The sequence below is a fragment of the Shewanella youngdeokensis genome (assembly GCF_033180165.1).
In the GTDB taxonomy this organism is placed as follows: Bacteria; Pseudomonadota; Gammaproteobacteria; order Enterobacterales; family Shewanellaceae; genus Shewanella; species Shewanella youngdeokensis.
This window is the reverse complement of the sequence record NZ_CP136522.1, coordinates 2,767,481-2,789,884: the sequence shown is the minus strand read 5'-3', so window position 1 is coordinate 2,789,884 and position 22,404 is coordinate 2,767,481. Positions and strand designations below refer to the sequence as shown.

Sequence of the window (22,404 nt, the reverse complement as noted above, 5' to 3'; positions counted from 1 at the left end):
GACTAACGACCTCCTAATGGCTGTTTAGGCTTGGCTCTAAAGGCGGAAAGCTGGGCCATACTTTTTAATATTGAGAGTAATAATGCGAGGCCAAGTGGCCAGTAAAACAGTTCTGATTGTGGTCGATAAGTCAGTTGCTCGCGGCTGATAGGTTCGAGTGCGTCAATTTGTTGATAGATCTGCTCTAGCTCTTCAGTGTTACGTGCACGGAAGTAGCTCCCCCCGTTGTAGTGGCTATTTGTTGCAGTTGGGTTTCATCTAAATCCATTGATGGGTTTACGCGCTCGGTTCCAAAAAAGCTACGGCGTTCCATTACATCAGCACCAACACCAATTGTGTAAATAGTGATCCCTCTTTTAGCGGCTATTTCGGTCGCTTTTTCAGGAGTAATCGCCCCGGCATTGTTTGAACCATCGGTAAGCAAAATTAACACGCGGTTACTTTCTTCAACTTTTTCAAAGCGTTTTATGCCTAGTGCAATGGCTTCGCCAATAGCGGTTTGCTTACCTACAAGCCCAACTTGGGCTTCTCGTAAGTATTGCGCCACGCTGCGTCTATCTTGTGTTAGCGGAGACTGAAGGTAGGCGTGATCCGCAAATAAAATTAAACCGATGCGGTCGCCTTTACGACGCTCAATAAATTGACTAATTACATGCTGTACCAGTGTAAACCGGTCTGTGGTTTGGCCATTAATGACCATATCTTCAATTTGCATACTGCCGGATAAGTCTATCGATAACATTAGATCTCGACCTTTACTTGGCAGTTCAATCGGTTCGCCCATCCACAAAGGTCTAGCCACTGCAATAACCAGTAGTGTCCACACAAGCCAGTAGCTTTTGCGGCTAGTCACATTATGATTGACCGGTGTAGATTGCGGGCCAGCAGCACTACCAGGCAGGTAAAGGTGGCCGCCTTGTTGTGACTTTTGCTGTTTTTTACGAATGAGAAAAGGCAAGGGCAATAGCAATAATAACCAAGGTAAGGCTAGGGTTAGCATGGCTTAGCCTCCATAGGGTGAGCTGTTGCGTTGGCACTATTATTACCTTTAAGCGGCAGGGCTTTTTTAAGCCATTGTGCTGCACTTTTTTGCAATAAAGCCGCTTGTGTTGGTGTAAGAGCTTGTGGCTGATATGCCATGTTTAGTAGCTTACATAATTCCACTGGAGCGGTATCAACCTGCGCGGTGAGCCAGTCATGCCACTGCGTACCAGATAAGCCAGCAACGCTGTTTCTATCGCAATAGCTCATTGCGGCACGCTTTAGGATTTCACTAACGTGACTGATGTATAAGGGATCACTGCCGTCAAGAGCCGCCAGCTCAACTAATGCTGCCCGTTTAGCCGCGCAACGTTGGCGCCGTTTTCTGAATCCAATAACTGCAGCGGTAAATGCTATGCATACAATGAGTAGCACTAACCAATAACCATAAGCGAATGGCCAGTTGCCAATTTCAATAGGTAGTTGAATATCTTGTAGTGATGCCAAAGCTGGATTTGCTGCTGGGTTTTGCTCTGCCATCTATCTTAATGCTCCTAATTGCTGATTAAGACGTTGGCCTGCATTGATGAGGCGCGTTTCTACGTTTATTTTTTTCATCATATCAGTAAATTGTAATTTGATCGTTTGTTGACTCTGAAGCCAATGCTCATAGCTATGCCTGTCGATAATACGTTCATGGTTACCGTCTTTTACCGGCAGTTGAAAATGCTTTGGCAAGTTTAACGTCCCTTCACGTAGCGGGTCTGTGAGCAGTACTGCACCCATGTCACAATGACGTTTTAAATCCGACAACATGGCTAAACATGCTGGAGAGAAATGCGTGCCGTCTGACACAACCCAAATCAGCGAGCCAGGCTTGGCCAGTCGTCTGAGCCGTTGACAGGCTTTAAGCATGTGGTCGGTCTGAGTTGACTGGGCCGCGAGCGAGGTTAACTGTTGTTGGTGCAACTTTTTGATGGCTGACACCAGTTGCAAAATACCCTGCTGTCGGCTTCTGGGTTTTAGCTCTATATGTTCTTGCTCTGTGGCGATTACAGCGCCGAGGCGGTCGCCATGTAAAATGGCATTCCACCCTAGAGTTGTGGCCACATGGGCTGCTTGAACCGATTGCAATAATAAGCTCGAGCCAAAATACAGACTATGACTTAAGTCGAGCAAGATTAGAATCGGGCGCTCACGTTCTTCGACAAACAGCTTGGTATGGGCTTTACCGGTTCTGGCGGTTACCCGCCAGTCGATGGTACGAACGTCATCACCACTTTGGTAATGACGCACTTCAGCAAACTCCATACCTCGGCCTTTAATCGCACTCGAGCGGTGTCCGGCTAAGTTAGCTTTTGCCTTAGCCCTTTTTTCAGGTAGGGCGCGGGCAATACTTTGACAAGCAAGTAGCTCTTTTTCGTTGATGTTAATGCCATCAGCAAAGAGAGGGAGTTCTGAATTAACCATTTATGGAACCGCAACTTGAGAAAGGATATGGTTAATTACATCATCAGCGGATACTCCGTCAGCTTGCGCTTGGTAACTTAGCAGTAAGCGATGACGTAACACATTAGGTACTACAGCTTGTATGTCTTCTGGCGAGACAAAGTCGCGCTCATATAAATAGGCACGGGCTCTAGCACAACGTTCAATCGAAATGGTGGCACGCGGACTCACGCCATACTCCAGCCAGCTGGCTAACTCTTGGCTGTAAACGGCAGGTTTACGGGTGGCCATGATGATGTCGACAATGTATTTTTCAAGCGGCTCTGCAAGGTAAATTTGTAACGCTTGCTCACGGGCGGCAAAAATATCACCTTGAATAATTGGAGCTATCGGCGGTATTTCTCTCTTGAGTGCTTCATTACGCGACAAACGTAAAATTTCAAACTCAGTTTCGGCACTCGGGTAATCAAGGTTTAAGTGCATTAAAAAGCGGTCTAACTGTGCTTCTGGTAGCGGGTAAGTCCCTTCGTTTTCCAGTGGATTTTGGGTTGCAATGACTAAGAATAACTCTGGCAACGGATAACTATGTTTGCCAACCGTCACTTGGTTTTCTGCCATGGCTTCTAAAAGAGCTGACTGCACTTTAGCTGGCGCACGGTTAATTTCATCCGCAAGAATAAGGTTATGGAATATCGGCCCTGCTTCAAACTCAAAGGTGGCTGTTTGGGCGCGATAAATGTCAGTACCCGTTAGATCGGCAGGTAATAAGTCGGGTGTAAACTGAATGCGATGAAAGTCACCCTCTACGCCGTCACACAGTGCTTTTACTGCGCGGGTTTTTGCTAGACCTGGTGGGCCCTCAACCAATAGGTGGCCATCAGCAATCAGTGCAATTAAGAGGTTTTCAGTTAACGTCGGCTGTCCGAGGATAACAGTATTTAGGTATTCGCGAAGTGCGTGAAATCTACTCAAAGGCATGATGATACTCAATTTATTATGGATAACAACTATGGACAATCTCTATGGTAAATAATTCCATTGGGTTTTGGCTAGTGTTATTAAATAAACAACTGTTTAAAATGTTTGATTAAAAAGTTAGAATTAGATCACACTTTAATGGTCAGACCTGTTTGTAGAGTGTTAAGCAGGTTTCGCAAGGATATTAAAAGCGAGCAACTTCAACAGTTAGCGAAGCAATAAGAGGGCGAAAAATGAGTGAAAGACAGCAAGTGACTAATGCTAGAGGCGAAAGGATTGCGATAGTATCGGGGTTAAGAACACCGTTTGCCAAACAAGCCACCGCGTTTCACGGTGTGTCTGCGTTAGATATGGGGAAAATGGTTGTTAACGAACTAATTTCACGTACTGAGCTTGACCCGAAGTTAATTCAGCAACTTGTATACGGGCAAGTGGTGTTGATGCCTGAAGCGCCCAATATTGCGCGTGAAATCGTGCTAGGCACTGGCATGAATAACAGCACCGACGCATACAGTGTTACCCGGGCTTGTGCTACGAGTTTTCAGTCGACAGTGAATGTAGCTGAGTCGATAATGTCAGGTAATATGGACATTGGTATTGCCGGTGGTGCCGACTCTTCATCTGTTGTACCGATTGGCGTTTCAAAACGGTTGGCCCATGCGTTAATCGACCTCAATAAAGCCCGATCTTTTAGTCAAAAACTTGCTATTTTTCGCCGCTTAGGTTTAAAGGATTTATTACCTGTACCGCCAGCGGTTGCCGAATACTCTACGGGGTTGTCTATGGGACAAACCGCCGAGCAAATGGCGAAAACCTACAATATTAGTCGCGCTGATCAAGATGCCTTAGCGCATCGCTCGCATACATTAGCAACCGAAACATGGAACGCAGGTAAACTCGCACATGAAGTGATGACTGCGCATGTACCGCCATACAAGTCGTTTATTGAGCGTGATAATAATATTCGCGAAAACTCGTCTCTAGACTCTTATGCCAAGCTTCGTCCAGCCTTTGACCGCCAGCACGGCTCAGTGACAGCTGCAAACAGTACTCCGTTAACCGATGGTGCCTCAGCTGTGTTATTGATGAGCGAAGGTAAAGCCAAGGCATTAGGTTACACTCCACTTGGTTATATAAAGAGTTATGCCTTTACCGCGATTGATGTGTGGGAAGATATGTTAATGGGCCCATCTTATGCTACGCCATTGGCACTTCAGCGTGCGGGCATGGAGCTAGAAGACTTAACATTGATTGAAATGCATGAAGCATTTGCAGCACAAACATTGGCGAACATGCAGATGTTTGGCTCAAAGAAATTTGCCGCAGAAAAACTCGGTCGTAACCGCGCTATTGGTGATATTGATATGAGCAAGTTTAATGTTTTGGGGGGCTCTTTAGCATACGGGCATCCATTTGCAGCAACCGGTACACGATTGATAACCCAGGTTTGTCATGAGCTTAAGCGCCGTGGCGGTGGAGTCGGTCTAGCAACAGCCTGCGCAGCAGGTGGTTTAGGTGCTGCAATGATAGTTGAAGTGGAGTAACTCACATGGAAAAGACATTTAATTTAGAACGCCGCGAAGACGGTATTGCCATTCTAACCATGGATGTGCCGGGCGAGACCATGAACACGCTACGCAGCGAGTTTGGCACTGAAATTAGCGAAATGCTGGTGGACATCAAAGCCGATAACAGTATTAAAGGCTTAGTAATTACCTCGGGAAAAGAAGACTCTTTTGTGGCCGGCGCTGATATTTCGATGCTTGATGGTTGTGAAACCGCAATGGACGCAAAAATACTATCTCAGCAAGGTCATGTGGTATTTAACGAGTTAGAAAACCTTGCTATTCCGGTGGTGGCCGCCATAAATGGTCCGTGTTTAGGCGGAGGTTTAGAGCTGGCGTTAGCCTGTCATCAACGTGTGTGTAGCTTAGATAGTAAAACTATGATGGGCGTACCAGAGGTGCAACTAGGTTTGCTTCCTGGCGGTGGCGGTACGCAACGTTTACCGCGTTTAGTCGGGATCACAACTGCATTAGATTTAATGCTAACAGGCAAGCAAGTTAGACCCAAGCAAGCTTTAAAAATGGGGCTGGTGGACGATATCGTTCCGGCAACGATTTTAATGCGTACCGCTATCGAAATGGCGTTGGCAGGTAAGCGTAGCGCTAAAAAGAAAAAACAGTCAGTGATTAATAAAATGCTGGAAGGCACCAGTGCTGGGCGGAATATTATTTTTGACCAAGCGGCAAAACAAGTCGCCAAGAAAACGCTAGGCAACTATCCAGCGCCAGAAAAAATCATCGATTGTGTTCGCCAAGGCATGACTAAGGGCTTAATTAAAGGCTTAGAAGTTGAAGCGAGTCATTTTGCTGACTTGGTGATGACAAATGAGTCAAAAGCGCTTAGAAGTTTATTTTTTGCGACCACAGAGATGAAAAAAGAGACCGGCGCTGGCGATGTAACACCGCGCAAAATTCATAAAGCGATGGTCCTTGGTGGTGGCTTAATGGGTGGTGGTATCGCGTCTGTGACCACAACTAAAGCCAAAATACCGGCAAGAGTTAAAGACATTAGTGAGGCTGGGTTAAGTAACGCGTTATCTTATGCCTATAAACTATTAGATAAGGGGGTTAAGCGTCGACATATGACCCCAGCTGTACGCGACAATCTAATGGCATTAATGACCACGACCACACAATACACCGGTATAAAAGATGCCGACATTGTGATTGAAGCGGTCTTTGAAGACTTATCGCTTAAGCACCAAATGGTGAAAGATGTTGAACGAGAATGCGCTGAGCACACCATCTTTGCCTCTAATACTTCATCGTTACCGATTGGACAAATTGCCGAAGCGGCCAGCCGTCCCGAGAATGTTATTGGCCTACATTACTTTTCACCGGTAGAGAAAATGCCTTTGGTTGAAGTGATTGCCCACAAACACACTTCGGCTGAGACCATTGCAACCACGGTGGCTTTTGCACGTAAACAAGGTAAAACGCCTATCGTAGTGCAAGACGGTGCGGGTTTTTATGTTAACCGTATTTTAGCGCTATACATGAATGAAGCAGCGCAAATGCTATTAGAAGGGCAAGGCATTGATCATTTAGATAAAGCCTTAGTTAAGTTTGGTTTCCCCGTTGGTCCAATTACATTACTCGACGAAGTGGGTATTGATGTTGGTGCTAAAATTGCCCCGATTTTAACGGCTGAGTTGGGCGAGCGATTTAAAGCTCCAAGTGCGTTTGATAAATTATTAGCAGATGATAGAAAAGGCCGAAAAAACAGTAAAGGTTTTTATCAGTACAGCAAGAAGAGTAAATCAAAACAAGTTGATACCAGCGTATACAGCGTACTGGGCGTGACGCCAGGACAGAGCAGTGATGAAAGTAAAATTGCTGAACGCTGTGTGGTGCAGATGCTTAACGAGGCCGTAAGGTGCTTAGATGAAGGCATTATTGCGAGTGCTCGAGATGGTGATATAGGTGCCATATTTGGTATTGGGTTCCCGCCGTTCTTAGGTGGACCTTTCCGATATATTGACAGCTTAGGCCCTGCAAAATTAGTTACTCTATTAACGGCTTATCAAGCCAAGTTTGGTGACCGATTTGAACCTGCGCCAAGACTTAAACAGATGGCTGAAGATAACCAATATTTCTATAAATAAAGCTTCCAAATTAATGGTTTAAGTTAATTTAATAGCATAATGAAAATACCAGTAAGTTTACTTGCTGGTATTTTTTTATAGAAATTTTGACTCTGTATTAAATTAGCTGTTCGGCTGTTTTGTATTTTGGTACTGCAGGTTTTGAATTTCACTTAAAACGGTATTATTAGCTGATTCCTTTCCTATGTAAGTCATAAGCCAATAGCATCATCGCTGCCAAACCTTAAATTCGAACTCAGCTGCAATCTATGGCGCGATATGTTGTGAGAACGAGGTTAAATCATATCCGGTTGACTGGCTAAAACTTGATCTACATCAAGGTAATTGAAATGATATGAGCGCTGTACAGGTCTTTTGTAATAAGTCAACAAATTATGCTGTTGCTGGCCGAAACATTTAAGTTTCAATCATTAAGGAAATTACTATGAATCGAGTAAAAAAAACTGCTGTAGCCCTAGCCTGTACCTTGGGGATTAGTTTTGCTGTATCTGCTAGTGAAACAGCAACGGTATTAGTAGAAAATGGTATTTTTGTAAATTATATCAATGACATTAATGTTAGAGAGCAAACTAGCCCATTGACCTTGAAAGCGGGCAAAAACTTACTTGAAATGCAAGCTGATAATTCAAATGATACTTTTTACCTACTCGTGAATATTCCTGCTGATGGTCAATACACCTTAAGCCGAATTGCAACTGATTTTAAATTGACCGATGCACAGGGCAAAGAAGTCCACAGTTATCAATACAATTATTCGACTCATGGTAATACCACCATCGAAATTGGCGATTAATATTAACCAAAAAATTCATTGGCGATGATGTAAAGTGGTGCGGCAATAATTGTCACGCCATTTTTGTATTGCCAGGCTCAGAAAATCTAGTTACTGCACAGTGCGGAAATTCATTTTGCCTAAGAGATAACCATCTACAAGGCTTTTGCGTTACCTGCAAGTTAAGCATGGTTTTTGTCATGCTGACCTCACATATCGATAGCCTACTGTAATAGAAATTTACTGTGTAATCATAACCAAAATCGCAATCTTCACGTTTGGTAATAAGGGAGTTTAGAGTCGTGACTAAAGCCGAAGGGCAGGGTGTTTGTAGCTCAATCGCAGCGGGTAACTTGCCCCGCTGCATTTTGGAAGACTCGACTTAGAAGTTTAAGCGGTAGTCTAGGGTGAGTCTGCGGTAGTGATCGTCACTTAACCAGTATGTGTTGTCGACGCGGTTGCCACTGCTGCGGTAACCGTCATCAACACCTGCACCGTCGTGACGTGAGTATTGGTATTTCATTGATAAACCGGCGAGTGCGGAGTGCAATTTGCCGAAATCTTGTTTAACCATCAATATGTACTCGCTACGTTTGTAGCCAACAATATGTTTAGCATTCCAGCCTTTCCAGTACTGAGCATAAGCACTCAGACCTGGCCAAACTAGAGTATCTAGTTTTTGGTCAAAGCGAAGCATTAAGGCTTCTTCACCTTCAAATAATGGTATTTCGTTGCCTAACATAACATTGGGTAACATAGAGCGGCTGATGGTGCCAGGGTTGCCCCAAAACTGGAAGAAGTCACTGCCGTATATTTTGGTACCTTTAATCGACATGGTGGTGTCTTTAGATAAGTTGGTGCGGATCACAAAGTGAGCCTTACCAGCTTCTGCATCGTCATATTCAAACTTACTACCTGTGTCGAATAAGTTTTCACCGCGTAACATGACATTGGTTTTGATGGACTTAAAGGTGTAATCGGCTTGGTAAAATACTTTTTGAATGTAGTCGTCGGCAGTAGCGTACTCAAACTTGTAGTTCACATCGCCAAACTTACCGTTAACGCCAGTTAGCGCCAAGAAGTCAATTTGCTCAGACATGGTGTATGTCATTATATCTCTTAGGTATTCTGCCTGGCCAAAGTTTTGGAAACGGTCAATCACAGTGGCCCAAACTTTATGCTGGCCTAAATCAAGGCTGACATCTAAACCACGGCTTGAACCTTCGTTAACCCGAACGACTTTTTCGTTATACATGCTGGTATAGCGGCGTTTTTTACCGTAACCGGCTTTAAGGGTACCAATATCTAAATTAAATTTAGTTTTTAGGTAAGCGACACCAATTTGTTGTTGGGTTTTACCATCGGCTGAAGTGTTACCTAGGCCATATGAGCCGGTGTCTACGAGGTTAGTGTGGCGATACTCACTGAGCCCGTCGAGCATAGTGGTTCCAAATGCGGCAACATCAAACCCTAACCAGTTTTTGAAATAGCCAGAGCTGAAACCGTATTCGATATAAAGTGGAGTTTCATTGTCTGATAGCTCAGTACGGCCGCCGTTACCATCGTTGAATTTATTGTCGTAATTGTAATTTTCGACTTTAACTCGAATGTAACTCTTACTGTCTGAAATAAAGCCATCTTTTAAGTCGGCAGGATCAAATGTATAACTCATTGCTGGCGCTGCAAAAGCGCTAGTCAGTGCTAATGCAATAATTGTTTTTTTCATCACAATACCCTAATTATTATGTTTAAGTGTTCATCACGTGTTTGTAAATCACGACATCCCATAAGTAACTTTTTTAGTATTTATAATAGTTTAACCTTACTTGGTGCTAATAATATCGGGGGCGCGTTACATGAGTTGTGACTTATTAGTGCAACAACGGAAATGAACTGTTTCCGTCGAGTGTGCTCTATAACACGTTCGATTAGGTGTTAAGTGTGGTGGTGGATTTTTAGGTGGTAATTGGAGGGCTGCTATGTTGCGATTAATGTGTGGCAGAACGTAAAATAGAAAAGTGACAAAATGTATGAATTGCAACAAGCAAGTGATGCAAACAGTGAAAGCGACTAAGCACTTACTCACAGCAAAGCGGCGTACTATGTTGGTACGCCGAGTTGATAATTGAAAACAATTAGAGCATAAGGCGGTAATGTAATTGCCATCTGCGGTTATGGTCATTGGACAAAAAGAAACTGTTGTCCACTTTACCTGAGCGATGGCCATCATCAACACCGGCTGCGTCATGATGAGCATACCAGTACGATAAACTCAACCCGTGAAGTACTGGGTGTAACTTGCCAAAGTCTTGTTGCACTTGGAATACAAATTCACTTCTGCTATAGCCGTCAATTCCGGTGGCGTCATTGCCAACATAGTAGGATGTCATTAAATCAAAACCATTCCATAACCAGCGGTCAAAGTTCTGGTTAAGCTGAGCCATAATGAGCTCTTCACCTTCTAACATTGGCACCTCATTGTTGAGGTAAGCGTGTTGGAACATCACCCGGTGAACCCCATTCGGTGCCGAATGAAACTGATACATATCAGCACCATAAATCTTGCTTCCGACAAACATCAAACTGGTGTCATGTGATAATTTACTGCGGGCAATAAGGTGTAAAACGCCGGACTCTGGCTCTTCTAGGGTAAAGTGTTCACCAGCACTAATAATGTTGCTGCCCCGTACTTCAAAGTTGGTATTGATTGAATCTACGCTATAGTCAATTGCGTAATAGACTCGGTCTAAAAAGTCATCCGATTTAGCGTATTCAAGGTGATAGTTAACGCCGGACACTTTACCTTTGGCGCCAATCAAGCCGACATAGTTGATAGTTTCACCATCTAAACCTTGAATGTCTTCAAGATAATAATCGGCATTAAAGGCTTGATACTGATCAACTACCATGGCAAAAATTTGATGCTGACCCAGATCAAGGTTGATATCTAAGCCACGACTGGATGTCATATTAATCCGAATTGGGTCTTCATTAAATAAACCGTAAAAACGGTGTTTAGTACCAAAGCCTGCTTTAAGCTGGCCTAGATCTTCAAGGTTGAATTTAGTTTTTAGGTAAGCAACACCAATATTGGTCAAGGTTTTGCCATCGGGCTGAACGTTACCAAAATCGTAACCGTTGTCGCCACGCTCATCACTGGCCCATTTGAGTAAACCGACTGCGTGAGCTGCAAAATCGACGCCTACCCAACCATCGTGATATCCCGAGCTGACACCATACTCGACTTTATATGGCGACTCGTTATGGTGCTGGCCTGATCGACTCCAATCATAATTATAATTTTCGACTTTTGCATTAATGTAGCTAGTGGCATTTTTGGTAAAGTCACTTGCCATTACAGGTGAGCAAACTAAACCACAAAGGGTTAGTATTATTGTTATTTTATTTTTCATATTTAAACCAGCGGGCAAGGTTAACCACGCTGATGGTCCTTGTTTATAACTGATCTGAATGGCAGCAGGGCAACTCGCCCCGCTGCATTTTGGAAGACTCGACTTAGAAGTTTAAGCGGTAGTCTAGGGTGAGTCTGCGGTAGTGATCGTCACTTAACCAGTATGTGTTGTCGACGCGGTTGCCACTGCTGCGGTAACCGTCATCAACACCGGCACCGTCGTGGCGTGAGTATTGGTATTTCATTGATAAACCAGTAAGTGCGGAGTGCAATTTGCCAAAATCTTGTTTAACCAGCAATATGTACTCGCTACGTTTGTAGCCATCAATATGTTTAGCATTCCAGCCTTTCCAGTACTGAGCATAAGCACTCAGACCTGGCCAAACTAGAGTATCTAGTTTTTGGTCAAAGCGAAGCATTAAGGCTTCTTCACCTTCAAATAATGGTATTTCGTTGCCTAACATAACATTGGGTAACATAGAGCGGCTGATGGTGCCAGGGTTGCCCCAAAACTGGAAGAAGTCACTGCCGTATATTTTGGTACCTTTAATCGACATGGTGGTGTCTTTAGATAAGTTGGTGCGGATCACAAAGTGAGCCTTACCAGCTTCTGCATCGTCATATTCAAACTTACTACCTGTGTCGAATAAGTTTTCACCGCGTAACATGACATTGGTTTTGATGGACTTAAAGGTGTAATCGGCTTGGTAAAATACTTTTTGAATGTAGTCGTCGGCAGTAGCGTATTCAAACTTGTAGTTCACATCGCCAAACTTACCGTTAACGCCAGTTAGCGCCAAGAAGTCAATTTGCTCAGACATGGTGTATGTCATTATATCTCTTAGGTATTCTGCCTGGCCAAAGTTTTGAAAACGGTCAATCACAGTGGCCCAGACTTTATGCTGGCCTAAATCAAGGCTGACATCTAAACCACGGCTTGAACCTTCGTTAACCCGAACGACTTTTTCGTTATACATGCTGGTATAGCGGCGTTTTTTACCGTAACCGGCTTTAAGGGTACCAATATCTAAATTAAATTTAGTTTTTAGGTAAGCGACACCAATTTGTTGTTGGGTTTTACCATCGGCTGAAGTGTTACCTAGGCCATATGAGCCGGTGTCTACGAGGTTTGTGTGGCGATACTCACTGAGCCCGTCGAGCATAGTGGTTCCAAATGCGGCAACATCAACCCCTAACCAGTTTTTGAAATAGCCAGAGCTGAAACCGTATTCGATATAAAGTGGAGTTTCATTGTCTGATAGCTCAGTACGGCCGCCGTTACCATCGTTGAATTTATTGTCGTAATTGTAATTTTCGACTTTAACCCGAATGTAACTCTTACTATCTGAAATAAAGCCATCTTTTAAGTCGGCAGGATCAAATGTATAACTCATTGCTGGCGCTGCAAATGCGCTAGTCAGTGCTAATGCAATAATTGTTCTTTTCATCAAGATACCCTAAATATTATGTGTCAATTGTTCACCAAGTGGTTATAAGCCACTATATTCCATACGTATTTTTAATTATTTATAATTGTGTTTTTGCTTCGAACTAATAATATCTTGACTATATCGCGTGGGTTGTGACCAGCTAATCCAACAACGGAAATGAAACGTTTCCGTTAAACGAGTGTGGTCGCACGTTAATTGACGGGCTGAGGTTGGTGTCGCAATGTTAAAAATGTGAGCCTGGGTGTTTGGCGTGTTGGTTTTTTGGCGCTACTGTTTTGTGCGTATATCGAGTATACGGCGATACATTTTTGAGTTTGTAGCTATGGCAGTAATAACAGCGGCTTATTTAAGCCGAAATTAGCATTACTAAATTGTGTAGTAGGTTGGATTATCATGGTTAATGACTTGATGTTTTAACTCGTTCTAATTAAGTGACTGAAAAAACGGTAAAATTAAGCCACTTAATGGGCTGCCGACTGGCATGTTATATCCGCAAATATTACTTTTTTGATGCTAAATTTAAACAAAAGTTTAAGGGTGATGGAAAATTTGATGAGCTCCCGTATCGAAATAATGCAGACTGAAGTGGCATTGCTAGCAAAAATTGGTCAATAGATTCAATGTAACTGCTTAAAATGTAATGGGCAGCAGCAAGACTTGCTGTTAAACATGTCCTTGAGTAAGTTATTAATTTAAAAGTTAATGCTTGAGTCCAAGACTGTATTTTTTGCTTAAGTCGAAATGATTAATGAGTTGATGGGGAAGGGCGTGGCAGCAGAGTAGGTAGTGAAAAAATATCTATTTGAATAACAAATATTAATTTTTACTGTTGATTATGTTGGGAGCTAGGCTCAAATTTTGGTGTTGTATAAAACAAAAAAGGAGCCGAGCTCCTTTTTTTGCTGATGACCTCTTATAAATCCGAGGGCATTATTTAGTTCCACCAACCTTTAGCTGAAATCACTTCCAAATTTTCTAACCCTTCAGGAAGCTTAACTTTTTTACGGCAAGGTTTAGCTAGACCAAGTGCTTGCATAATTGAATCAAACATAATTAATCTCCTTGATTAAACCGTTGCTTGTGCTGGTTTTAATCTGATATGTGGTACACCAGCAGTTTGTATAGGCTTCAATCTAATATGTGGCACACCAGCAGTTTGCATAGGCTTCAATCTAATATGTGGCACACCAGCAGTTTGCACAGGCTTCAATCTAATATGTGGCACACCAGCAGTTTGAACAGGCTTCAATCTAATATGTGGCACACCAGCAGTTTGCACAGGTTGCAATCTAATATGTGGCACACCAGCAGTTTGCACAGGCTTCAATCTAATATGTGGCACACCAGCAGTTTGCACAGGCTTCAATCTAATATGTGGCACACCAGCAGTTTGTACAGGCTTCAATCTAATATGTGGCACACCAGCAGTTTGTACAGGCTTCAATCTAATATGTGGCACACCAGCAGTTTGTACAGGCTTCAATCTAATATGTGGTACACCAGCAGTTTGTACAGGCTTCAATCTAATATGTGGCACACCGGCAGTTTGTACAGGTTGTAATCTAATGTGTGGTACACCGGCAGTTTGCTCTAAAGAAGGTAACCAATCCTTGTCATAATCAACACCAACAGTATTACCAGATGCAAAAACTGGAGCTGAACATGTGATGGCTATAGAAGCTACTAATCCATTAATTATCTTTTTCATTTTAAACCTTCTCAAAGTTGCAAAAATATTTTGACTGTTGAGAAGGTTGTTGCAGGTGTTGTGCCAACATTGCAATTGTTGGCTGTTATCGGCTTACTTTAGTGAAATGGCTTTCAGTGGTTTAGAGTCTGCATCGTTGTGTAATAGTGATGTAAAGTCCAGCTCGGTGACGGGCTTACTAAATATGTAACCTTGGATCTCTTCACATTTTAGTGCGCGTAATATGCTTAATTGAGACGCATCTTCCACCCCTTCACCCACCACTGAAAGCCCCATGTTATGGGCAATCGTGATGATGGAGTCTACCATTTTTAAATCCCGGTCGGATTTGTCAATATCGTCAACAAAGGCTTTATCTATTTTAAGAGTATGAATAGGAAAACGTTTTAAATACGATAAAGAAGAATAGCCGGTACCAAAGTCATCTAAGGCTAAACTCACTCCCATTTTAGACAATTGCTGCATAACTTTAATGGCTTTTTCAGGCTCTTTAATAACGGTACTTTCTGTTATTTCTAACTCTAAATTAGCCGCGGGCAGTTGTGTTAGACGTAAAATTGACTCTATTCGCTGTTGCAGATCGGGTAAGGCAAATTGTTTTGACGATAAATTGACGGCTACGCGGCCATTAAATAATCCTTCAGTTCGCCATTTTTGTGCTGCAAAACAGGCTTTTTTCATCACAACATCGCCAATCTCAACAATAAGGCCATTTTCCTCGGCTAAAGGAATAAAGTGATTAGGGGGAATAAGCCCGTGTTCTGGATGATTTAATCTAACCAAGGCTTCCATTCCCGCCATTTGCCCAGATTTTAGATCGATCTTGGGTTGGTAGTAGACCTCAAATAGATCGTCTTTTAACCCATCGCGGATCATGTTTTCAACGGCTAGTTGCTTAATGGCATTTTTATTAAGTGACTCTGAATAAAATTGGTAGCGCCTGCCGCCTGCAGATTTTGCGTGGTACATGGCCATGTCCGCTTTACGCAGCAACGCTTGCTCATTTTGATCATCTTCGGGGTAGAGCACTATACCGATACTGACACCAACCACGACTTTTTCTTCACTTAACTGGAATGCATTTTCGAATGCCATAATGACGTTTTTGGCAATAATGGCACTAACACCAATGTCAGGGTTTTTATCAATTAATATGGCGAACTCATCTCCGCCCAAGCGATAGATACTGGTATGTTCTGGTACCGTAGTTTGTATTCGCTCTGCAACCATGATGAGTAATTCATCACCGGCTTGATGGCCTAAAGAGTCGTTAATTTTTTTAAAGTTGTCTAAGTCTAAAATCATTAACGTATGGTGCGAGTCTCTTTTTACCAAGTTGCCTAAAGTGACCATAAGGTTTGAGCGGTTAGGTAGGTTGGTGAGTAAGTCGTTGTTGGTTAACTTTCTCAGCTCTTCTTCTTGTTGCTTACGGCGGCTGATATCTGAAAACACACCAACATAATGCGACAACTGCCCTTGGTCGTCATATATGGCATCGACAGTGAGCTCCATTAAAAAGCTGGTGCCGTTGCCTCTAGCGGATTCTACCTCGTTACTCCAGCTTCCCTGTTGTTTTAAAATGGTACGTATTTGTTCAGAGTAACTGTCAGGGTATAGGTCAAAATTAAATAAAGTGCCTATCACCTCATTTTTACTTAACATCGACAGGTTACAACAAGCCTCATTAACTTCTACAAAGTTGAAATCACTATCAAGAATAAACATCCCCTCGGAGATATTTTGGATTGCTCGCTCAAATAAGCGTAATTGTTCTTCTGCTTGTTTAATATTGTTAATATTTTTAATGGTACCCGTCATACGCAGAGCATTGTCACTCTCGTCACGTTCTACAATCTTGGCTCGATCAAGGATCCACATCCATTGGTTAGTTTTACCTTTTACTCGGTAGGCTGCTTCAAAATGATCGGTTTCACCGTAAAAATGTTTATTTAACGCATCGCGAACGCGTGCTTGATCCATTGGGTGAATATTACTCTCTTCTCCCTCTTTACCGGAACGTTGTCCATCTCTTGGAAACTCTAACGAGCCCCATATGTTAGAGCGGTATATTTGGCCGGTTTCGATATCCCAGTCCCACATTTCATCACCACTACCCCACAGCGACAATTTAAGCCGTTCTTCACTCTTGGCTATTTGAACCTGTATTTCACGTCGACGAAGCACCGTTTTTAGAATACTGATACCGATTAAAATGGCGATAAAAATATAAACGACTTTGGCTGGGGTTGACGACCACCATGGTGGGGTAATTTCTATTGCGATGGTCTTTTCTGGCCCTTTTTGTCCAGAAAAAGGGTCAATTGCATAGACTGCAAATTCGTAATCTCCTGGTGACAGGTTAGTATATGTCGCAGAGTTAATGCCTTTTGAATTGATTAATGCATCAGATAACCCACGCATTTGATATATATAATCAATATTCTTTATTTGGCTTCTAGGGCTGTTAAAAGATAATGTAAACGGATAGTCAGAGTATTTAAGTTTAATTTTGTCAGTTTTATCTATCTGTTTTTCTAATACGCTGCCATTAGGTGTTTCTGGAATGTTGAAAATAGATAACTGGCTAAGCGTTACTGTGGGATAAGTACGGTTCTGAATAAAGGTGCTAACTTCACTAATCGAGAGTAAGCTTATTCCAGAGATACCTCCAATATACACTTGATCTCCAATTCTTAGGATTGAATGAGTATTGTATTCACCTTGAATACCCAATTCTTTAGTTAGTATTGATGCGTCTTTTTCATTTTTATTTTTGAATATAACTTCATTAATTGACGATGCAACGATAAAATCTTCACTCTGTTCGATAGAAAAAATGGGCTTGTTATTGTTGTATATCTCACTTATTGCCCCATTGCTAGAGGCTTTAACGATACTGGTTCCTGTCCCAAACAGTATTTCATCATTAAAAATATTGATACATAGTACCATCTGCTTTGTATAGACAGGGGTAGAGATGTTGTTTGATAACTTAAATAGGCCTCCTTGAGTTGCAACATAAAGCTGATTGTTAAATTGTTTTATGTCAAAAATTGGGTTACCTATATCAACTACTAATTCTTCTATAGCACCTGTATCAATGTGATACTTTATTAAGCTTCCTGTAGTTGTACCAAAAAATACATATTCAAAATCGTTAGTAACTTGTGTTGCGAAAAACACACCTTTTAAAATTTTTTTAACGCTTCCATTTTTAGTATTTAATAATAGAAGACCTTCGGCACTGGCTATGAATAATTCATTACCGATAATAACGGATGACTTAGGCCCTTTTACTTTGGAGTCATATTTTTTAAGTTTATTAAGTTTTAAATCGAACACAGTTACTAAAGGGTTGTCACCACTAACTACTATATTTTCTTCCTTGTCTGAGTATATAGACCAAACATTACCGTTTTTGATGGTTTTTGTTCTGACCAAATTCCCAGTGTCACCTATAATGATGAAGCCAGTATTCTGGTCTGTAATAAATGTTTTAGTTCTGCCTCGAATTATTCTTGGGTGCTCTAATTTTTTCCCTAAATCATTAATTACGCCTAGCTTTTGAGGGGGAGTAGCTCCATTAAGTATATAGACAGTATCTTCATTTAAGGCAGCGTGATAATTTGGAGCGAGAGTTACACTTTCAAATGATTTATCAAAGATTTTTAAGAGGGTGCCATTTTCATACATTAATGTACTTCTGTCGTTAAAAATATATAGGTTGTTGCCAATTACTTTTGTTTCATTTGAATGTTTTGCTATTTCATTGATGGAACCTGAAACTGAAAAAATGCTGCCTTTATCATTTCTTAAGAATAAAGTGCCGTCAAAATACAAAGTGCTTCTTACTATTCCAAACTGACCAGTATAGCTATCCTCTAAGGATAGCTTTTTATTGCTCAGCTCATTGACCACATAAACAGTGTTTTTAGTACCGATGTAAATGCTGCCATCATGCTCATTGATACTGGTAACGGCTTCGTTAATTTCAAAACCTAGTTTGCTAGAAAAGACTATTTTGTCGCGTATAGGGTCGTATATCGACAGGCCTTTATCGGTACCGATAAACATTGAGCCAGATTGACTAATATAGAGGCTGCGAATAAAAGCGCTGGCTAACTCATTGCGCTCAGAAGGGAAGTAATGCTTAAAACTTTTACCGTCGTAGCGGTTTAGGCCATTAAATGTCCCTACCCAAACGTAGCCGTCTTCGTCTTCGACAATTGATGACACGTTGCTTTGTGATAAACCTTCAGGAACCCCAAGTGAGACTGAGTTAAGTGTGAATGCAAATGCAGATGAGGTAGCGGATAAAAATATGATGAAAAAAAGCGCTGTTTTGATTAGGTTTTTAGGCATAATTTTTGTTTTATTTTTAGCCAATGTTGTAAGGAAACAGTATGTAACCCTTACTTTTTCAGAAAGTGAAGTCAATGTCAAAAACCTTGGTGCTTTTTGTAGCCTTTTACCGTAATTAGTACGTAGCGTGTTCGAAAAACGTCCTATATAGCTTCGGGTTAATGCATTTTTATTCAATTTAGCTGTTTGATCGCGGATGCCGTATTAGCATTGAAAAGCCTCGGCGATTAGTCGCTTGAAGTATCAAAACCATTTGATTAGTAATCAAACTGTTCTGCTTGTCGCTTAAATGCGCGGAGATCTAGGATCATATTGTCAGATTTTAGAGGCGTTTGTGCTTGGTGTAATTCACCTGTACTAAATAGTACGAGTCGATCGCAGTGCTTTGTGCGCATTTTTTTCATGATGAATTTAATCAAGTCTGAACGTGTCAGCTGGTTGATTTGTGCCACCACGCTTTCTCTTTGGTTAAACGAAAAGTCTTTATTGCCAATGCTAGACCAGTAACGTTGACTGCGGGTTTTTAAGTTGGGGTCATGCTCCATGACTTGGTTCATCAAGCCTGTTTTTGTCGACTCCCACTGGTCATTGGTGATTTGTAAAACTCCGTAGGTAAAGTCAGCGATAAATTCATCGATGGCTTCAAGTAATACTTTGGGACCAGTATTGGGGGATTGAATATAAAAAATAATGCCTGGATAGCGATTCAACGGTAAATAACCGGTGCCGACCATATAGCCTAATTGTTTTTGGGTTCGAAGTTCGTGGAAAAAAGTGGAAGACATAGTGTGGTTCAGTAAGCTGAACAGTGCCATGTTTTCTGGCGTTGCAACGTCAGACTGATAGTAAACAATAATACTGCTATCTTGATGCTGGGTTGTTATTTCTCTTAGTAAGGTGCCTTTGTGTGATAGGTCGATTAACTCTCTTGACGACTCAGAGCTGGGCGAGGTGACTAATGATAGAATTTTGCTGAGTTTACCACCGAGCTTTTTGGCTTCAGTTTTAAGCCAGTCTCCATAGACAAGACCTTCTAGGTGGATTTTTTCGTAAAAACTTTCAACATGATCATGCAGGTCGTCTAGGGTGATATCTTCGAGCTGTTCGGCCATTCGCGCAGGTTCAAAACTACGTTTTTGTAAGGTCACCGTTAAGCTGGTAAACAGCTGAGAAATAGGCTTTGCTTGAGTATGGTTATACCAGCTGCGCAAAATTTGGCGTTTTATTAGGTCAAAGCGTTTTTGTGTAAAATTACGTTCCCGCGCTTTTTCAATAACTAATGACAGCAAAGACTCTTGTTTACCTGTAAAGCCTGTTAAATGTAATGTTATGCCGCCTTGGTGCGGGTAGATATTATAACTGAGCCCTGCGACCTCGGCTTGATAAGTAAATTCGGTGAGGTAATCTAATAGCATTTCAACATAGAGCCGGGTTAAAGCTGCGTGTTTTGGCGATGCTGCTGCGTGTGCTGAGTCTAAAGAAAGGTATAAGTGCCCTTTAGGGACATTAAATTCATCATCTTTTTTATGCCAAATACGATAACCATTCTCTTGTGACACCACTTTGGGAACCGGGCCGTCGCTTTTATCTGCTCTTGCAACACAGTGGTCGATGATAAATGGATTTGGCGCGGGTAAAGTGAGTTCAGAGCGAACATTGGGCGTTATCCATCGCTGAATTTCATTATTGGATAATTTACGGATCTGGTAAGGCGAATGATACCAAGCTGCTTGGGTGTCGGTATCTAGCTCGGGCGCAATAAGTTGCAAACGCATGTTGGTCGGTGTCATTAAGGCTAGAAGTGCCTTTGTATCGCAGACATTGAGTCCATTCATCCGGTAATCACCAAAAACAACGTCTTCGATGTCATAGTGATGCATATTAATACTAAGGTGGCTGGCTAAATCGAGCGCTTTAACTTGTTCTTGAAATTGAAACGCAACTTTTAATAGCGCGGCTCTTTCGTTGTAGCGCCAGTCATTCAGTCCGGTATTTTTGATAAGTTCGATATATTCAAAAGTGCAATCTATAACGTCTTTTAAGTTATTTAAGCCCCGGTCAGTAAGCTGGATACTAATATTGTAATCTTTGAAGTTATAACCGTTAACTCCACCACCTGCAGACAAATTGTTGGCTAAGCCCTGTTCTTTTAAATATGACAACAGACTGCCTTTTCCCTCATAGCCGATAAGGTGGCTGATAAAGGTTAAAGGTTTGTGTTTATAAAATGGTTCTAGAGCTGGTAAGGCAAAAGTGATAGCAATTCTGCGTTGCTCTTTTAAGGGGACGATATTGATTTGTGTTTGCAATTGTTCGGGCTGATAAATCGGTGTCGCTGGGTATGAAACTCTTGACGTTTTGCGTTGGAGGATCGCACTAAAATAGGTTTGTGCAAGGGTCGCTAATGTTGCTAAAGACTCGGGGGCAACAAGGCAAAGTGTCATTTTATCAGCACTGTATTTTTGCTTATAAAAATGGATTAACTCTTCGCGTAACGTTTGTTCATCGCCTGCAAGGGTTTCCAGGTTACCTACTGAAAACTTGCTAAAAGGGTGGGCTGGGTTAACGGTTTCTTTTTGCACTTGATATACGCGTCTAACATCGTCTTTTAGCTTCATGCTAAATTCTGACTCAATAGCGTGACGTTCTCGATCGACTAGGGCTGCATCAAATAAAGGTGCAATGAAAAATTGACTAAAACGGTCGAGCGAAGCTTCAAATTGGTGGGCATTAATACTGTAAAAAAAATTGGTGTGCTCAGTACCAGTCCATGCGTTATTAGTACCGCCATGCTGGTTAATAAAAGCCGAGTATTCACCAGAGTCTGGATATTTTTTGGTGCCGAGAAAAAGCATGTGTTCAAGAAAATGGGCCATGCCGGGACGCGCAACTGGGTCGTCAAAGTGACCGACGGCAACCGCCATCGATGCAGCAGCTTCAGTTGACTGAGGGTCTGCGACCAAGAGCACTGCTAACCCATTGTTTAAGGTTATATGCTGATATTGTCGGTGGTCATTCGGGCTGGTAATAACTTTTCTGCTATTTGGCAAGGGTATTGCTCCAATTTTCGAACAGTATTTAACCTAGGTAATGATTTTAGTGATCTCTTGCTGATAAAGCACGTTAACTTACATAATTAACATCGGCTAAATATCAGTATGCTAAAGAGTCGGGTGGAGTGCTATCAAAGCCTAGCTCACTGTAATTGGTTAACTTGCCATCATTTTGGTTTATCTTCAAATACAACATCACTAAGTGGTTGAATATTCGTCGCCTTGCTGTTTATTGCTGCAATTTAGTGTCAATAACAGTAAATACATATTGCTCTAAATGGTTTTTTTAAAGTAATGCTTTGGAGACATGAGGTTAGATTGCTTGCATTTACATCGCGTTGTTTTGTTTACTAAATTAATGAATTAGAAGCGTTAATATTAAATTTAGCTTGTGAAACTGATTTGCTTTTTCCTTATTGTTACGCTTCATTATGGCTTTGTCAGTTTGCTATAACAGCTTACTTAATAACCTTGAGTTTAACGCTGGTATGTTGGCGTTACTGTAACGCTATAAATTTAGTGAAAAAGTTGACCTATTCGACTAATGAATAATCAAATAACAGTATGT

The 22,404-nt window shown here is 41.8% G+C and carries 12 protein-coding genes and 1 pseudogene; 3 read left to right on the top strand and 10 right to left on the bottom strand.

Translation table 11 applies throughout. The features are described from left to right. Positions 1–2: 2 nt before the first annotated feature. The 4 genes and pseudogenes from RGE70_RS11875 to RGE70_RS11860 form a co-directional block, all read right to left on the bottom strand. Positions 3–1,000, bottom strand: a pseudogene (locus RGE70_RS11875) (vWA domain-containing protein). After that, complete coding sequence (locus RGE70_RS11870; RefSeq protein WP_310471660.1) at positions 994–1,521, bottom strand: DUF4381 domain-containing protein; 528 nt, start codon at positions 1,519–1,521, stop codon at positions 994–996. The pseudogene RGE70_RS11875 and the gene RGE70_RS11870 overlap by 7 nt, the downstream one beginning before the upstream one ends. Then, a complete protein-coding gene (locus RGE70_RS11865) occupies positions 1,522–2,451 on the bottom strand; it encodes a DUF58 domain-containing protein (protein ID WP_310471659.1) in 930 nt (309 codons plus the stop codon). After that, a complete protein-coding gene (locus RGE70_RS11860; protein WP_310471658.1) occupies positions 2,452–3,408 on the bottom strand; it encodes an AAA family ATPase in 957 nt (318 codons plus the stop codon). A 233-nt stretch (positions 3,409–3,641) separates the two neighbouring features. Between RGE70_RS11860 and fadI the strand changes: the two genes are divergently transcribed. The 3 genes from fadI to RGE70_RS11845 all read left to right on the top strand — a co-directional run bounded on the left by fadI (position 3,642) and on the right by RGE70_RS11845 (position 7,871). Beyond that, a complete protein-coding gene (fadI, locus tag RGE70_RS11855; protein WP_310471657.1) occupies positions 3,642–4,952 on the top strand; it encodes an acetyl-CoA C-acyltransferase FadI in 1,311 nt (436 codons plus the stop codon). A gap of 5 nt (positions 4,953–4,957) precedes the next feature. Continuing rightward, positions 4,958–7,078, top strand: a complete 2,121-nt coding sequence (gene fadJ, locus RGE70_RS11850; protein ID WP_310471656.1) for a fatty acid oxidation complex subunit alpha FadJ — start codon at positions 4,958–4,960, stop codon at positions 7,076–7,078. Between the two features lie 424 nt (positions 7,079–7,502). Then, a complete protein-coding gene (locus RGE70_RS11845; protein ID WP_310471655.1) occupies positions 7,503–7,871 on the top strand; it encodes a hypothetical protein in 369 nt (122 codons plus the stop codon). 361 nt (positions 7,872–8,232) lie between these two features. Here RGE70_RS11845 and RGE70_RS11840 read toward each other — a convergent pair whose 3' ends face one another. The 6 genes from RGE70_RS11840 to RGE70_RS11815 all read right to left on the bottom strand — a co-directional run bounded on the left by RGE70_RS11840 (position 8,233) and on the right by RGE70_RS11815 (position 21,833). Continuing rightward, the gene (locus tag RGE70_RS11840) at positions 8,233–9,576 is read right to left on the bottom strand and encodes an OprD family outer membrane porin (protein WP_310471654.1); all 1,344 of its coding nucleotides are present in this window, start codon (positions 9,574–9,576) and stop codon (positions 8,233–8,235) included. A 409-nt stretch (positions 9,577–9,985) separates the two neighbouring features. Next, positions 9,986–11,263, bottom strand: coding sequence for a hypothetical protein (locus RGE70_RS11835; RefSeq protein WP_310471653.1), 1,278 nt, complete (start codon positions 11,261–11,263; stop codon positions 9,986–9,988). A 103-nt stretch (positions 11,264–11,366) separates the two neighbouring features. Further along, on the bottom strand, positions 11,367–12,710 hold the full coding sequence (locus tag RGE70_RS11830; RefSeq protein ID WP_310471652.1) for an OprD family outer membrane porin: 1,344 nt from the start codon (positions 12,708–12,710) through the stop codon (positions 11,367–11,369). Positions 12,711–13,779: 1,069 nt separating this feature from the next. Then, positions 13,780–14,421 carry a hypothetical protein gene (locus RGE70_RS11825; protein ID WP_310471651.1) on the bottom strand — a complete coding sequence of 214 codons (642 nt, stop codon included), beginning with the start codon at positions 14,419–14,421 and terminating at the stop codon, positions 13,780–13,782. A gap of 93 nt (positions 14,422–14,514) precedes the next feature. Next, positions 14,515–18,783, bottom strand: coding sequence for an EAL domain-containing protein (locus RGE70_RS11820; protein ID WP_375087852.1), 4,269 nt, complete (start codon positions 18,781–18,783; stop codon positions 14,515–14,517). A gap of 257 nt (positions 18,784–19,040) precedes the next feature. Further along, positions 19,041–21,833: an insulinase family protein gene (locus RGE70_RS11815; protein WP_310471649.1), complete on the bottom strand. Its 2,793-nt coding sequence runs from the start codon at positions 21,831–21,833 to the stop codon at positions 19,041–19,043. Between the last annotated feature and the right edge of the window lie 571 nt (positions 21,834–22,404).